Below are 15916 nucleotides of genomic sequence, written 5' to 3' on the forward strand. Positions count from 1 at the left end.
GAGATAAAAACTTCGATATATTTAACTATTACTGCTAAATTCTCCACAAATTCCAGAGGGATCTACTTGAAATTCAAACAGCGAACTTTCTTCCCCTTTGCAGTATCCTTTCTCATAAAACTTACAAACTGCACAACAATTTTCTCCCTTACTAACAGCATCATCCATCACCTTCTGAATTGATAAATTTCTCTGTGTAATTGGACTCAATTTCAAATGATAGCCTTCCCAAGCAGCTTTCAGCATCCCACTACTTGCCAACAATTGCCACCGAGGATCGTTTTCCACTACTTCCAAAGGAATTTGTAACCAAGCTCCTTCTACTTCTGCTTCTACACTTACCTCAAACTCTTGAGGTAGTTCAATCTTGGCAATTTGCGATTTAGAAATATGTTCTGGTGCTTGTCCATATTCTACTCGCTCCCCGACATTAGGAATATGAATATAATGCTTCGATTTTAAATCTCCCGAATCTGCCAGAGAGTGCAAAGCATTACCGCAACCGTGAATCAAAATCAGGTGTTTTGGGTTCACTTTATTAATGACTTGCGTCAACCCTATTTTATCAGCATGAGCGGACAAATTGAATCTTTTAATTTGCGCTTTGACAGTAATTTTCTTGCCATCTAACTCAATTTCATCTCCAACAGCTAAGTTCTGCAAAAGTCTGCCGGGTGATTCTTCATCCGTGTAGCCTGATATGAAAATAGCTGCATTTTCTCTCTCTAACAAAGTTTTAGCATAATATACCGATGCACCGCCGCTCAACATCCCGGAACTGGCAACAATAACGCTGGGTTTAGCCATTGCTAAGGGGCGTTCTTTGGGATTGCCAATAGGAATAATTGGTGGCATTCCATTCAAATCAAAAAACGGTTCTCGATTGCATTGTTTCACAAAGTTCTTTACTGAATCCGGCAAAAGGTCTAGGTTATCTCTAAAAGTTTCAGTGACGCTTCGCACTAAACCATCAACGTAAACGGGAACCTTTAAAGTATGGAACGTAGTGCTAGTGCGAATAGCTAATAAAATTTCTTGTGCTCTCCCCAAGGCGAAGGCAGGAATTAGCACGTTTCCGCCTGATTTAACTACTTCTGCAATCGCATCAATTAACGCTGTTTCTTGAGTTTTTCTACCAGGGTGAGTATCCCCCCCGTAAGTAGATTCTGTAATTAAAATATCTGCTTGTGGCAAGTCAGCTAACCGCAATCCAGTAGTAGTGCGGCTAGAAGTGGTATTATAATCACCAGTATAAATTAGCGATCGCTCTCCGCAAGTCATATAAATACACGCAGCTCCTAAAATGTGACCTGCATTGATAAATCTTACTTTTAATCCCGGCAAAGGTTCAAAATCAACCCCTACAGGTTGCGTTTCTAATCTAAATAAAGTACGCTCCAAATCTACATCGTCAAAAAGTGGCGTAGAATCTTCATTCAGAGATTGTACCTTCAAACAATCCCGCAACATAATGTGAGCAATTTCTCTAGTCCCCTGAGTGCAAATTATCCGCACGCCGGGATAGCGGTTATGGAATACAGGCACAGCACCCAAATGGTCTAAATGCGCGTGAGAAACTATTAACAAATCGGGATTATTTAGATACTCTAATGCAGGTAAAGGATCGTAACCTTTCGGACGCGAACCGCAATCTAAAACCACCTCATAAGGCCCTATTTCTATGCGAAAACATGAAGCCCCAATCCCTCTAGCTGCTCCGAGAGGCGTAACCACTAAGTGAGTATTCTCAGCTAGATTTGAGTCTTCTTTAGAAGTCAGCGGGTACTGATAAACGCGGGGTTTTTTGTTGCCAACAATCTTGACTCTTGCCCGCTGTTGAGTTAAGGGGTGAAAAGCCTCCCATTCCCATGTTTTATTTGAACGTAGCTTGGGCGTGTCTAGGTTCCAATCTTCAAGTTGAGTTTCTGCAATTAAGGCCAAGATTGCGGCTTCAGTGGGAGGAGAAACATTATTTTTAGCAGAAACTAGCGGCTGATTATCTCCAGGAGTTACAATTAGTAAATCGGTAGATTGTGGCTCTAAAGAGATAGCAGGAAATCCATTTTCTTCTGTAAGATTAGCGATCGCTAACTCGCCCTCTGACTTACCAGATTGCTGATTTTGAGATGCTAAAATAGGTAAAGCTTCATCTAAAGAATTATGCGTTTCCTCAATCAGGCTACCTGATTGAACGTGCAGGAAGGCTCCTTGACGGACAGCAATTATCTCCCATAAATGACCCACTTTCATGCGACGATCTGGAGATAGTAAGGTAACTTTTAATATTTTCTCCCCTGGTCTAGTTACCTTAATCTGAACAAAATTGTATTTCTTACCTAGCTGTACAATTCGCCCCGATAACAAGCATTTATCTTCTTGATTTTCCTTGAGATTAACTTTCGAGAAATTTAACAAAGTTAGATTGGAAATCTGACCAGTCGAATCGGTACTGGGTATCGCTTCCCACAACATAACTTCAGAGGAATATAATGCTGGCAGCGAACTAACAGGAAATTTAGTATCCTGTCGGCATACTAGATAATTTGTTCCTTCTCTCGACTCGATATGTCCAACGAGAGTGAACTTAAAGTTGGAGGAAGTAGAGGAAGTAGAGAGAGTATCTATTTGTGAAGTCATTTTTAGGCGGTAGAGTGAAAGATAGTTGTGGCAATGCGGTACTTTAATAGTATCAGATTTGCCAACATTAATAAAACTGCGATCCTTGCACTTCATTGACCAGAGAGCGGCGTTACCAGCAATCTTCCCTAAATACTATATTATAATTTCAGCGACTAATTAGCCATATACCTACTTTAACTGAAAGCTACTGTATGTTTTGCTAAAAGCTGAAGATACTTTTCGTTAGTTTTTGCCAGTATCCATTTCTCTTTAAAAATAACCGCCGATTCCGCTTTTACCACATCTATTTCCAGAGGCAATATATCTTTTCTTGCTAACATTTCCGCTTCAGCAGAGCTTTCCTTCTGAGGATTTGACTTATATTTTTTCCCGCTTTTATGATTAGCATAGCGGCGGGAGCGGGTATAGCCCATCTGCAAAAACTTGCGAGCCATATCCGCTCCTACAAAATCCTCCTGTTCCAAATACTCTAAAAACATGGAGTAGATTTTATTGCTAGATTCCCTCGCAATTTCAGGAGTTTTAAATCTCCAATAAGGCAGAATTTCTCCTTTGTAAGGTTCCACCAATAGCACTCCCTGCTCCCCTTTACCAACGCGATAAAGCTCAGGATGTTCTCGAAAATTGAGGGTTTTGAAATCCAGAGAATAATCAAACTTTTTCATTTTGCATCTTCAGTGCCGTAGGGAATAATTGAAGCACGGGGCCGATCTTCATCAGGTTGAGTGTATAGCCACGCCCAGTAAATAAAGACAGCTTGGAAAGGCAGCCTTAGCCAGTACAATAGTTGATTTTGGGGAATTCCATCTATGGGAATATTGTTAACTGCCATATTAATATTGGCGGGAAATACGGCAATAAAGAGGGCAATTAAGCCCCACGCTGCGGCACGGCTCACTGGCGGAACTAACAGCCCAATTCCTCCTAGAATCTCGAAGAAACCACTGATATAAACTAATTCTTTGGGGTAGGGAAGTTGCGGCGGTACAATTCGGACAAATTGATCCCATGATACAAAGTGTAGCACTCCTACAACAGTCAAGGATACTGCTAGAATGACTCGCCAGAGTTCTTTTTGGTTTTTCATTGAATTTCAGACAGATTTTTACGTAATTCATGTTAACATTGAGCTAGGCTAAACTGAACCACCCTTAAGGCGTAAAATAGCTATTGCCAAAGTAGTACGCACGCTTGGAATTAGTCATATTCGTAGACTAATTACCACTTAACCATTAACTGTTAACACCTTCACTGGAATATCGACTTTAAACTCTGCACCACTTCCCAAGGAAGAGTGACAAGTTATCTGCCCTTTGTGCTTCTCCACGATAATTTGATAACTTGTTAATAACCCTAGTCCGCTGCCTTTTCCTACTGATTTAGTGGTAAAAAATGGATCGAATAACTGAGATTTGACCTCATCGGCAATCCCCACGCCGTTGTCTTTAATTCTAATAGTAATAGTGACTGCATTACTTAACTCTGTGGTAATCCAAATTGTGGGTACTGAAGATTTAGAGTTATCTTGCTCATCCTTTGACTCTAAAGCATCAATAGCATTACTTAATAAATTGAAAAATACCTGATTGAGCTGACTAGCATAACAAGTAACTAATGGTAAATTTCCATATTCTTTAATAACTTGAATCGCCGATGATTTCCCCTCTGGCTTCAAGCGATGCTCTAACAATAGTAGAGTGCTGTCAATTCCTTGGTGAATATCTACAGCTTTAATATCTGACTCGTCCAAACGAGAGAAAATCCGTAAAGCAAGAATTGTTGTGCGGATGCGATCCGTACCCTTTTGCATCGAATCTAGGAGTTGTTCCAAGTCAGGAACCAGAAAGTCTAAATCTATCTCATCAATAACTTCCTGAATATTCGTCGTCGGAGTGGGGTAAGCTTCTTTATAAAGAGCAATCAACTTTAATAAGTTTATAATATATTGACGAGCATGATTAATATTACCAGAAATAAAGTTAATTGGATTGTTTATTTCGTGAGCTATCCCTGCCGCTAACACACCCAAACCGATCATTTTTTCTTTCTGAACCAGTTGTAATTGAGTATGTTTTAGTTCTTCCAATGCTGATTCGAGCTGTGCATTCTGCACTTGCAGTTTAGTTTGAAGAGTTTTAATCTTAAGTTGGCTTTGAATTCTCGCTAAAATTTCTTCAAGTTGAAAAGGCTTAGTGATATAGTCTACACCACCTATCTGAAAAGCTTTAACTTTATCTACTACACCATCCAAAGCACTTAAAAAAATCACAGGGACAGCAGAAGTTTTAGCATCATTTTTGAGATGTTCGCACACCTCATAACCATTCATACCGGGCATATTAATATCTAACAATATTAAATCGGGTAAAACCGCTTTAACTGCGGTCAATGCCATTTTCCCATTGAGGGCTTTACGAACATTATATCCTTGTTCTACCAACAGAGAAGATAAAAACCGAATATTATCGGGCGTATCATCAACAATTAGAATGTCAGCAGTTTTAGTCATATCTTACCACCGAGGAGCCGATAGAATTAAATTTGTTGCTGCTGTTGCTTCCAAAGGTTTAGAAAATAGATACCCCTGACCAAAAGGGCAATTTAAACTTCTAAGTTGGGCTAACTGTTCTTGGGTTTCAATTCCTTCTGCAATCGCATTCATTCCCAAAGCCTGACTAATACTCATAATTGCTGATATCAACCCCATATTTTCCGCTTTTCCATCCAAACGTTGCACAAAAGAGCGGTCAATTTTTAAATTGTCAACAGGAAAAGAATGTAGGTAACTCAGGGAAGAATAACCCGTGCCGAAGTCATCGATACTCAATTGAATGTGCCGTTCTCGGAGTTTTTGGAGAATAACCGCAGCAGATTTAGCATTTTCCATAATAGCACTTTCTGTAATCTCCAATTTGAGAAACTTGGGATTAAGTTGTGTTTGGGTCAAAATTTGGTCAATTTGCTCAATTAAATCTGGCTGTGCAAATTGCCGTACTGAAAGATTAACACTCATCGTTAAAGGATAGTCAGCGACTTTTTCCCGATCCCATAGACGCAACTGGCGACAAGCTTCCCCCAAAACCCACTTGCCAATAGAATTAATCAAACCAGTTTCTTCTGCTGCGGGAATAAATAGGGCAGGAGAAACTAGACCTTTTTGAGGATGCTGCCACCGCACCAGCGCCTCAAATCCAAAAATTCTGCCGGTATTTAGAGCAACAATTGGCTGATAGTAGACAATAAACTCCTGTTGGTTGACAGCTCTACGGAGGTCATTTTCTAGCTGCAAAACTTTAAGAGCAGCATCGTGCATTGCTGGATCGAAAATTTGATACTGACCTTTGCCTAAATTCTTAGCTCGATACATTGCGGTATCCGCATCCCGCAATAAATGCTCTGGCTGTTCGTAATTAAAATTACCTACAGCAATCCCAATACTGGCATTAATAAAAACTTCATACCTTTTAAGTTGAAACGGCAAAGCAAGTCTCTGAAGTATGCGTTCTGCTGACTGGGTGGCAGTAGTAATATTTTCAATATCCACGATCAAAACTGCAAATTCATCGCCCCCCAATCGAGCTAGGGTATTTTTGGGATGGAGAGATTTTTCTAAACGGCGAGCGAGGGCAATTAGCAGTTCGTCGCCAACGGGATGACCAAGAGAATCATTAATAACTTTAAAGCGATCGCAGTCTAAAAATAGCACTGCAAACTGATAGCCTTTAACTTCTTTTGAACAATTAAGAGCTTGTACTAAACGTTCCATAAATAACACTCGGTTGGGCAAACCAGTGAGGGCATCATGGAGCGCCATTTTTAGCAGTTGCTCCTCTAAGAGTTTCCGTTCGCCTATCTCCCGCTTCAGTTCAGAATTAGCTGCTTCTAGTTGGTGAGTGCGCTCTTTTACTCGCTCTTCCAATTGATAATTTAGTTGTTTTTTTTCTAGTTCTGCGGCTCTAAGTGCAAGTTGATTTTGGACGCGAGCTAACACTTCTGCAAGTTGAAATGGCTTCGCAACGTAATCAGCACCTCCTACGGCAAAGGCTTTTACTTTATCAAAAGCATCGCTCAGCGCACTCAAAAAAATCACAGGAATTTCCGCTGTTTTCGGATCGGCTTTCAAATGCGTACAAACTTCATAGCCATCCATTTCTGGCATCATAATATCGAGCAAAACTAGATCCGGCACAACAGCTTGCGCGGCTGTTAATGCCATTTGCCCGTTTAATGCCTTGCGAACGTGATATCCCTTTTTAGTCAGCATTTTAGAGAGAAGGCGCAAATTGTCTGGGTTGTCGTCAACAATTAAGATATCTTCTTGGACGATGCCAGCCTGATTCCCATCCATTTTAGCTTTTCCCTACTTGCTTAGATTTGAATTTTTAACTTTTTAACTGATAGTTAGTTGAGCTAATTCTAGAATTTTATCAAACCGGAAATTCTCAACTAAGTCACCTATGGCTTTAGCAATAGCAGAATTTTCTGCGGGGATTTGTTCAAGGAGCTGATAAATCAGAGAGTCGCTGCCTTGAGAGGCAGCTAGATATAGCTGTTTTATCCATTCCTTCGGCATTAATTGCAAGGTTTCTGGCTGAAGGATTCTAGAAAAATCACATACTTCGCTTTCAGAATTTGTGATTAGATCTTCCCCATCATTTTCGTATAGGTAATTCACTCCTAAATATTGACTCATTTTAGCTAGCAGCTCTTGTTCTTTAAAAGGTTTACGCACCATATCATCACATCCTGCTGATAAAATCAGTTGTTGCTCTTCTTCAAAGACGCTAGCAGTTAAGGCAATAATTACTGTTTCGCGACTCTTTGACTGAGCTCTGATCTTTTTGGTAGCTTCATATCCATCGATAACGGGCATCCTCATGTCCATCCAGATTAGGTGCGGCTCCCAACTTTCCCATAGGGCTATGCCTTGTTGACCATTTTCGGCTTCGCGCACTTCAAAGCCTAGTGAACTGACTAACCGAACTAGGAGTAGGCGGTTAGCAGGATTGTCCTCGACAATCAAAATTCGGTGGGCCAGTTGGTTGGGCGCTAAACCGAGGATTTTTTTATTGATAGCCTGAGCTTTCTCACTCTCAATTCTATCAACGGAACTAGCCTGAATGTCAAAGGTAAATTTAGCACCTTGACCCAGTTGGCTGCTAACGGTAATTTCTCCGCCCATCAATTGTACGAACTTTTGACTGATAGGTAAGCCTAAGCCTGTACCTTGACCTGATTTCAAACCTGTTGCGGTTTGTCCGAAGGCTTCAAATAACTTGTCGAAATCCTCTGGAGCAATACCAGGGCCAGTATCTTCAACTTCAAACTGAAGGAAGAAGGAAGAAGGAAGAAGGAAGAAGGAAGAAGGAATATTTGTATTTTCTTTCTGTTCGTTATTACTTCTTTCTCTGCCGGCAACTTTTACTCGCAGGATAACGTTACCTTTTTCTGTAAATTTTAGTGCATTTCCTATCAAATTTATCAAGATCTGACGTAGTTTGCTTTGGTCTGTTTTTACAAATTTCGGTACTGTTTTATCTCGCTGAAAAGTCAGTTTCAAAGCCTTAGATTGAGCTTTGAGTTGGAGCATATCTTCAAGATTGTCGAGTAAGTTGTAGAGATCGAATTCATTTTCATAGAGTACCATGCGCCCCGCCTCGATTTTTGACATTTCCAGAATATCGTTAATTAATTCCAGTAAATGCTCCCCGCTGCGGTTGATAATATTTAGATATTGTATGTACTCTGTTGATAGCGATCGATCGCGGTTCATCAGTTGGCTAAAACCAAGAATGGCGTTGAGCGGAGTTCTCAATTCGTGGCTCATGTTGGCAAGAAATTCGCTTTTGGCGCTGTTAGCGGCATCAGCAGATTCCTTTGCTATTTTAAGTTCTGCCGCTTGCTTTTGAGTTTGAGCTAACAATTCTGCTTGCTGTATGGCAACTCCTAATTGAGCGCCAATTTGAACTACCATTTTAATTTCTGCTTCCCGCCACTCTCGAATATCGGAATTTTGATAAGTTGCCAGTAAGCCCCAAAGTTTACTGCTACAAAAGATAGGAGTGATGATGTAAGCCCGTGCCTGAAATTGCTCCAATAGGTCGATGTAACAGGTATCAAATCCGGCTTGGTAAATATTGGGAACGGAGCGATAATATGTTTTTTGTTGGTAAAAACCGCCTTGATTTGCTTGCAGGTAAGTATCTTCTATGGGTTCCCCAGTAATGCTTAATGTTTTGGTGGCACAATTCTCTTTTTCTATAGTTGTTTCTGTTCGCTGAGGCTGATTTATTGGTGAATCTAAAAGGACTTTCCAGCCTGATGCTACTGACTCAGCAACGAAATTTCCACTCCAGTCAGGGTTGAAACGGTAAACTCCAACGCGATCGCAGTCGATCGCTTGTCGCAGTTCAGAGGTTGCTGCGCTGAAAATCTTATCAATTTCTAAGGTTTGGCGGATTCGCTGCATCATAAATGCAATTGCCTTTTCCCGTTCTGCTGTCTCCCGCAAAGCTAATTCTGCCCGTTTGCGATCGCGTGACTCCATCGCTAGAGAAGTCATATAAGCTAAATAACTGCTAAAGTTTTGCTCTTCAATTGCCCAATTTCTAGCCGTTCCTACCTGTTCTAAACAAATTACTCCTACACTTTGTCCCTTGAAATTAATCGGAGTGTCTAACATAGAGGCAATTGATAGAGGAGTTAAATATAATTCGCTAAACTCTTGAGTTCGCGGATGAGTATGAGCGTCGTTGGCGACAATCACTCTGTCTGTTTCTAAACCTTGAAAATAGTTGGGATAGTCAGTAGCAGAAAGTTTTGTACCTTGACTGTGCCTGTTAGGAGTAACTTCGTACAAATCAGCACAGTAAATCTCTGATTTGCCCTCGCTATAAAACCACACGCTAGCTCTTTCTACGCTCAGAGTCCGGGCTGCCACTTCGGTGATTTCCCTCAAAGCTCCCTGGATATTTCCCTCATAAATACTTTGTTTTTTTGCTAATTTTAGCAGCCCATCTTGTTGTTTGCGTAGGCGGATATCGCTTTTTCTTAAAGCCGATTCTGCCACAACTTTTTCTCTAATTTCAGTCTCTAAAATTGCATTTGTTTCTACTAGCTCTGCTGTCCGTTCTTGCACCCGATTTTCTAAGTCTTCATAGGCGCGGTTCTTAGCACTTTCTGCCCTCTGGCGCTGAAGTTCAGCGGTGGCTCTACCAGCAAATACTCTCATAATTGCCTTGGCGCTTTCCTCATTCACCAAAGGCCGATCGCTGTTGATACACAGTATCCCAATTACTTCTCCCTTCGCCGAAAGTAGCGGTACACCCAAATAGCAAATAGCTTCCATTTTCTTTAAATCTATAGCTTTTGGGAAAAGTTCCTGTACTCGCTCTGGGAAATATTGCAGCGATGCTTGCTCGATCGCGAGTTCGCAAGGAGTATCGGATAATATATATTCAAAGTTGTCTTCAATATTGTTACCGTTCCAGAAAGCCAGCGCTTTCAATTTCTGGGATTCCTTGCTCACTATTTCGGCAACAAAGGCATAGCGAACGTCCAGAGCTTTTGCTAGATATTGCGTTAAAGCTGAGAAAAATTTCTCTCCCGTTACTGAAGCTGTGGCAGCGACAATACTTTTGAGAGCTTCTTCTGCTTTTTGCCGTTCAGCAATTTCGTGTTCTAATTCTTGGTTAATAGTTTCTAATTGTTCTGAGTTCCTCAGAGCAAAAAATTTAGGTAGCAGCGTTACCATTTGTGCTACCGTGTAACAGAAAACCAAACCGGTCATCGCTTGCTCAACCACACTCAACCAGTAAAGCGGATGCCATAGCGTCAAAATTTCGAGCAAGTGACCTGTACCGCTGAGAAGGGTAAATACTCCAACTAAAATAAATATCCGTAGAAACGGAACATCCCTGCGCTTGTATACGAAATAGATTAACATCGCCAGAATTGAGAAATAGGCGATCGCGATCGACAAATTCGATAAAATGTGAAGCCATAGCAGTTGAGGTTGCCACAGGTAACTGTTACCGTGAGGGATAAACTGACCTGATGAAAAGAACTCCTCGAAGATTGTCAACATAGGTTTTTTGTTCTAAATATGCCACCTGTCGGTCAATAATAATAGCCAATTATAGCTAAAGAGGCTGGAGTGGAGCTCTTGTATATACAAAGAATGTCTCCTGTCTCTGACGGTGAGAGAGATTATCAATTGCTTTGGGTTGAGCGCAATTAACTGCTCTCCTACGATCGCCTAGAGATGAAAAATTAAAATATCGATCGTTTTTAAGAAAGTAGAGCAGCTTGAAATTTATTAAAATTCTATTGATATGATTGAGAAGACTGATGGCTGTATAAACTATAGTAGATCGTAAATAAAGCCCTTGCCTTTTCTGGCTTTCCCTACCTTACCTTAGTCCAGTTTCAAAACTGTCCACTCTCACTCCTATTGATTGGAAGCTCAAACCCTATCCTCAGCGTTTTTCCCCCGAAACTAAAAGTCCAATTGCATTGTTCAGTTTTACAAAGTGTCCTTGTCACCTACCGCCTTTAATTAACTATGTCTATTGTGTAACTTAATTAACTAATCGGCAAATCACAACCAGAGGGAATATGCCACAACCAATTGCACAGCAAAAAGATACAGCAGCTTGGGTGATTCAGTGTTGGGCTTCTTTTATTCTTGCCCTTTCCGCGACTACTTTTGGCATTATTTATTTGCCAGTCGATAACTGGGTAAAAGGGTTTATGGGGATGGGATTAACTTTCTCTGTCGGCTCCTCTTTTACGCTGGCAAAAACCATTAGAGATAACCACGAAGCTACAAGATTAACTGCTCGTATTGATGAAGCCAGAGTTGAGAAAATCCTCGCCGATCACCATCCTCTTAAATAATATCGACTCGGATAATTCCTGTAACAAGAATAAGATTTATGCACTAAAATGTAAGAGGGCGGTCGCCGTGAATAAGCTCATAACTTATCATCAATATTTGTTGGCGATCGCTCACCTTACAAGTTCTAGCTGAAAATAGTATACAATTAGCAATTACCAGTTACCAGTTACCAATTAACAGTTAACAGTTAACTGTTAACAATTACTCAAGCATCTGCCGGATTAAGATTCATCATTTCCCAAGTAGTATAAGTACCAATGGGACTCCAAACTATATAAGGAAGTAGCAGCAAGGCCGCAGAAGTCGAAATTGGCCAGATAGTCAGAGCTACTATAATACTTAAAATCGCACCCGTTCCCCCAATAATAGTACCAACTTTGAGGCTGCGAACAATGCACATCACAGGCGTGTAAGCTATTGTTACTAATTCTAAAAGTAGGTACAATCCCATTCGCAGCCAAGTTGCTGAAGTTCCCGGTTCTTTTTCCCAGACGATAACTGCTGACCAAGCAGCACAAATAAAAATTACCGTCCAAATAACTGGAATTGCTTTTTCAAACACTAACCATTTGGGTCGTTGCAAGCGGTTGAACCACTTGATGTCGCGAGGTCTAATTAAACTACTAGCTAAGGCTACTAAAAAGGCAACGCCTCCAATTACCATCCACGATTTAATCATTTTTCTACCCTTTTGCAAATCATACCGATCGATTTTAGAGAGGGACTCTAAGTAATTATAGAGCGATTGTGGCACATAAAGAAGAGTCTGACATCAGTCTGTAGTTAGAATTGTGACTGAAGATGGTGTTCGAGAATAAAGTTTTTGGGATGAGATGAATTTACAAGCAAAGATAGCGAAGTTAGAGCTATAAAACAACCTACAGCAGACCAAGGTCAAAGATTATTCTGTCTATAGTAATAAGGGTTAAGCTTAGTCGATGGGTTTTTCTATAAAAATAGAGGTAGATTGATTTATATAAATTGGTGGATTTAATGTTTTGTTACAGAAGCTTTAATAGATAAATCAACCAGAAATATTTAGTGGATAGTTTGCAAATAGATTTTTGTTGAACTTAACCAGATACAACAGCAGAATATTTGCTCAAACTATCAGATAGTAACAGGAGAAAAAAAGATGCCGGTCAAATTAGTAAATCGCATCAATTCGTTTAGGATTCTTACCAGTTTGGTAGGAATTGTGGGTATGGGTTCGCTAGTCGGTGTGCCAGCATTTTCCCAAACCAATGAATCACCCACCGACGCTAATACTCTGCCAAGGGGTACGGTGGATGCCCCCGCCCCCTCGAATCCAAATTCTACTAACAACTACCCAGTCAACCAAAGCACTCCTGCTACAACCAATCAGGACGGCACGATGATGACACCGGAGTGTATAAATCCGAATCAGAATGGTACCCCTGCTACTACTAATCTGAACAACAGAAATACTGAGCCTGATTTAAATAACCAGACTGCTAGGGATGTTGCACCTACTACACCTCTTCAGGACTGCGGTACTAGGATGACACCTAGTACCACTAATCAGGATGGCACGGTCGTGCCCGATGGCACTAATCAGGATGGTACAATGATGAGGCGCGATGGCACTAATCAGGATGGTACGAGTATGCCTGATAGCAATAACCAAGAAGGCCCTAGTGTCGGGCCTGGTTTTAATAACTCAGATGACAATGTAGCCCCACCGGGTGCTACTAATGCCCCAGATCCTAATCTTGAACCTCGTCTAGATAACTCAGGAGAGGGTCGTTCTCGGTAGTAGTTTGTAGGACTTAGGCAGGGAGTCCCAGAAACCGGGTTTTTGAGAGAATCTATGGGTAACAACCAAGTATTTTCTTCAAAAAACCCGGTTTCTTTGGTTGGGTGCGTAAGTCCTGTTTAAAACAGGTCATAGCGCTCGAATTTATGAATAAAAAGTTACCTTTAGGAGAGTCATAAGGCCGCTCTTAGAGGTAACTTTTTAGGGTTGCAAAAAATAAACAAATTGCAAAAATTATGTCGGAGTCAAGCTAATGCAGATTTTTTTGGCTTTTAATGATGACTTCGGGCGTATCAGCTTCGCCTTTGCAATTGTGTCTAATTATTAGCCGAGTCGATGGTGGTGTTCAAGTTCGATACTAGATTCCTCATTGTGTTTAGGTACCAGTAGTGTATTGCCGTTAGGTTGCATCACTGCTTTAATGATTTGGACAAACCGATTAGGTCTAGCCTGACCGTTGAGTTTTCGTCGGTCTTGTACCTTTTTAGCGAGATGTCGCATCACCGATAAATCTAGCTCGTCTACGAAATGATCGGCAATTCTTTCACCCATCAAATCTATTGCTTCTGAGTATTGTTCCGTCAGCATTTCGATAGCATCATAAGCTTCATCAGCGACCTGATTAGCAATAGTTTTATTTGATTCAGCAGCAGGTTGGGAATGGTTGCGGCGGCGGTCTAAAAGATTTTGGTAGTCAGCTATGCTCATTCCCAAATTGTAAATATGGTGGTGAACGTGATCGATTAAATCTACTTCGCTAGGATAGTAAAAACCTCGACTGCTATTGATGCCGTGCAGCTTGGCCCAACGCCGTAGGATTGCTTCATCTTCTAACTGGTATCGCTCTAACATTTGAGCTATATTTAGTTCTACTTCTGGCGTAACTTTGAAATCACTCATGGAGAAATCCTCGGTAGTAATAGATAAATCAAACTGAAAGTTAGACAGTGCGATCGCTTGAGTATCGCTAGCAAACTATGGTAAATCTTTTAGGAGCTTGAGAGTAATTTTTACTGCCATTAGTTTACTGGTAATAGAGCCATACTTACTTTAAAGCACAGGGGATTCAAGAGGAAATATCGCAAAAGGCAGAAGGCTGCTATGCTGGAGGCAGAGGAAAGATGCAATCAAAACAGTAGCTTCAGCAATTAAGAGCCTTCTAATCACTTTGGCAGTTGCTATATTTCTCTGAGCAGGTTCGATCGTTTAGGAAGAGCTAGCCTGCTAGGGTTAATTATATGATATCGCTATCCCTATCCCTATCGCTTTCAAAATTTAATTGCGATTCCGATTGTGATTAAGATTACAATCGAGATTTATGGGTAAATTGGGAGCAAACAAATCCCTAGTTTAAAATTTTTCTCTTGCAATTCGGGGTATAGTTGAGCTAAAATAGCAGAAATGTAGTCTAAAGCCAGTAATCTGAGTCATTGCGATCGAGATTATTTCCATGCCTATCTACGATTATTTTTGTCCCACCAATAACGAACGGGTCGAAGTTTGGCACAGTATGAACCAGCAAGTGACTACTTGGGGGGAACTGTGCAAGTTAGCTAAATGCGATCCCGGAGATACTCCAGAAGACGCTACTGTGCGCCGTTTGCTGAGTGCGCCAAGACTGATAATGCCGACATCAAATACTGATTACAAGAGCGCTGGGTTTAGCAAGTATGTGAAGCGCGATGAGGGTGTTTATGAGGATGTTACGGCTGTTGATGCAAAAAGTCGCCTTATTAATCGCGAGGGAAAGCCGATTCAAGGCTGAAAATTTGAAAGGAAAAAGGAAGAAGGATTTAGTTATCTAGGAGATTAGTTATCTAGGAGATAATGATTTAGTTATCTAGGAGATAGGGAGGAAAGAAAACATACGCAGCCAGCTTTTTAGTCCTCTGTTTTTTACGTTTAATGAGGTGGATTTACTTATAAATTTTGTAAGTATATGCCGCAAACATGGAGGGATATTTCATGATTTTAACTTGGGAAAAATTCAAGTAGCTTGTAGGGTGAGGGTGCTGGATTACCTATATTTAGCGATCGAAGTATAGTTTGTAGCAGCGCCCACCCTTTGATTTTGTGAGAAATAGTGATAACTTCAATCGGCGCGTTTGCGATCGCGCCTCGCTTTTTGGCGTTGGCGGATTTGAGCCTGAACCGTAGCACGATCGACGGGAAACCCGATCAGGGGGATGATCTGATCTTTGCGCTCGTTTTCCAATTTCTTAAGTTCAGTGTAATCAACCCAGTGGATGCAATCAACTGGACAAGTGTCGATCGCTTCCTGAATTAAGTCCTCAGAGTCCCCATCCTGTCGTACCACGCGCGATCGCCCATAGTCCGGCTCAATGTAGAATGTATTACGAGCAACGTGGGCGCAATGTTTGCAGCCGATACAGGTAATTTCATCAACATAAACCCCCTTCTGTCGCAGCATACCGCCCAATTCGGGTTCTAAACCCGAACGCTGCGGCGCATCCCGCAAAAATCCGCCCAACTCCGGCTCTAAACCAGAGCGATCGCTCATACTTTCTATTGGTATTGGAGAAAGTTCTGACATTTATACCTCTTCCAATAAATAATAAGTCCGCCTGCGCGGACTTTAA

12 protein-coding genes are annotated in these 15916 nt (G+C 41.1%); 3 read left to right on the forward strand and 9 right to left on the reverse strand.

The annotated features are described in order from the left end of the window. Positions 1-21: 21 nt before the first annotated feature. The 6 genes from OSCI_RS18045 to OSCI_RS18070 form a co-directional block, all read right to left on the reverse strand. Positions 22-2637: an MBL fold metallo-hydrolase gene (locus OSCI_RS18045; protein WP_007356507.1), complete on the reverse strand. Its 2616-nt coding sequence runs from the start codon at positions 2635-2637 to the stop codon at positions 22-24. Between the two features lie 176 nt (positions 2638-2813). Continuing rightward, positions 2814-3305: a DUF4385 domain-containing protein gene (locus tag OSCI_RS18050; protein ID WP_007356508.1), complete on the reverse strand. Its 492-nt coding sequence runs from the start codon at positions 3303-3305 to the stop codon at positions 2814-2816. Continuing rightward, positions 3302-3727, reverse strand: coding sequence for a DoxX family protein (locus OSCI_RS18055; protein WP_007356509.1), 426 nt, complete (start codon positions 3725-3727; stop codon positions 3302-3304). The genes OSCI_RS18050 and OSCI_RS18055 overlap by 4 nt, the downstream gene beginning before the upstream one ends. A 138-nt stretch (positions 3728-3865) precedes the next feature. Then, complete coding sequence (locus OSCI_RS18060) at positions 3866-5149, reverse strand: hybrid sensor histidine kinase/response regulator (protein ID WP_007356510.1); 1284 nt, start codon at positions 5147-5149, stop codon at positions 3866-3868. A gap of 3 nt (positions 5150-5152) precedes the next feature. Next, on the reverse strand, positions 5153-6988 hold the full coding sequence (locus OSCI_RS18065; RefSeq protein WP_007356511.1) for a two-component system response regulator: 1836 nt from the start codon (positions 6986-6988) through the stop codon (positions 5153-5155). A gap of 42 nt (positions 6989-7030) precedes the next feature. Next, positions 7031-10726, reverse strand: coding sequence for a GAF domain-containing hybrid sensor histidine kinase/response regulator (locus OSCI_RS18070; protein WP_007356512.1), 3696 nt, complete (start codon positions 10724-10726; stop codon positions 7031-7033). A gap of 530 nt (positions 10727-11256) precedes the next feature. Here OSCI_RS18070 and OSCI_RS18075 point away from each other — a divergent pair. Further along, positions 11257-11538, forward strand: a complete 282-nt coding sequence (locus tag OSCI_RS18075) for a YiaA/YiaB family inner membrane protein (protein WP_007356513.1) — start codon at positions 11257-11259, stop codon at positions 11536-11538. Between the two features lie 206 nt (positions 11539-11744). Here the strand turns inward: OSCI_RS18075 and OSCI_RS18080 are convergent, their stop codons facing one another. Continuing rightward, positions 11745-12218, reverse strand: a complete 474-nt coding sequence (locus OSCI_RS18080) for a TspO/MBR family protein (protein ID WP_007356514.1) — start codon at positions 12216-12218, stop codon at positions 11745-11747. A 456-nt stretch (positions 12219-12674) separates the two neighbouring features. On the opposite strand from OSCI_RS18080, the gene OSCI_RS18085 reads away from it, so the two are divergent. Then, complete coding sequence (locus OSCI_RS18085; protein ID WP_007356515.1) at positions 12675-13316, forward strand: hypothetical protein; 642 nt, start codon at positions 12675-12677, stop codon at positions 13314-13316. Positions 13317-13640: 324 nt separating this feature from the next. Here the strand turns inward: OSCI_RS18085 and OSCI_RS18090 are convergent, their stop codons facing one another. Then, complete coding sequence (locus tag OSCI_RS18090) at positions 13641-14216, reverse strand: hypothetical protein (protein ID WP_007356516.1); 576 nt, start codon at positions 14214-14216, stop codon at positions 13641-13643. 550 nt (positions 14217-14766) lie between these two features. Between OSCI_RS18090 and OSCI_RS18095 the strand changes: the two genes are divergently transcribed. Next, the gene (locus OSCI_RS18095; RefSeq protein ID WP_007356517.1) at positions 14767-15081 is read left to right on the forward strand and encodes an FmdB family zinc ribbon protein; all 315 of its coding nucleotides are present in this window, start codon (positions 14767-14769) and stop codon (positions 15079-15081) included. A 327-nt stretch (positions 15082-15408) separates the two neighbouring features. Here OSCI_RS18095 and OSCI_RS18100 read toward each other — a convergent pair whose 3' ends face one another. Then, positions 15409-15870 (reverse strand): ferredoxin, encoded by a 462-nt coding sequence (locus OSCI_RS18100; RefSeq protein ID WP_007356518.1) that lies wholly within the window; start codon positions 15868-15870, stop codon positions 15409-15411. Positions 15871-15916: the final 46 nt, after the last annotated feature.

Source organism: Kamptonema sp. PCC 6506, from assembly GCF_000180455.1.
In the GTDB taxonomy this organism is placed as follows: Bacteria; Cyanobacteriota; Cyanobacteriia; order Cyanobacteriales; family Microcoleaceae; genus Kamptonema; species Kamptonema formosum.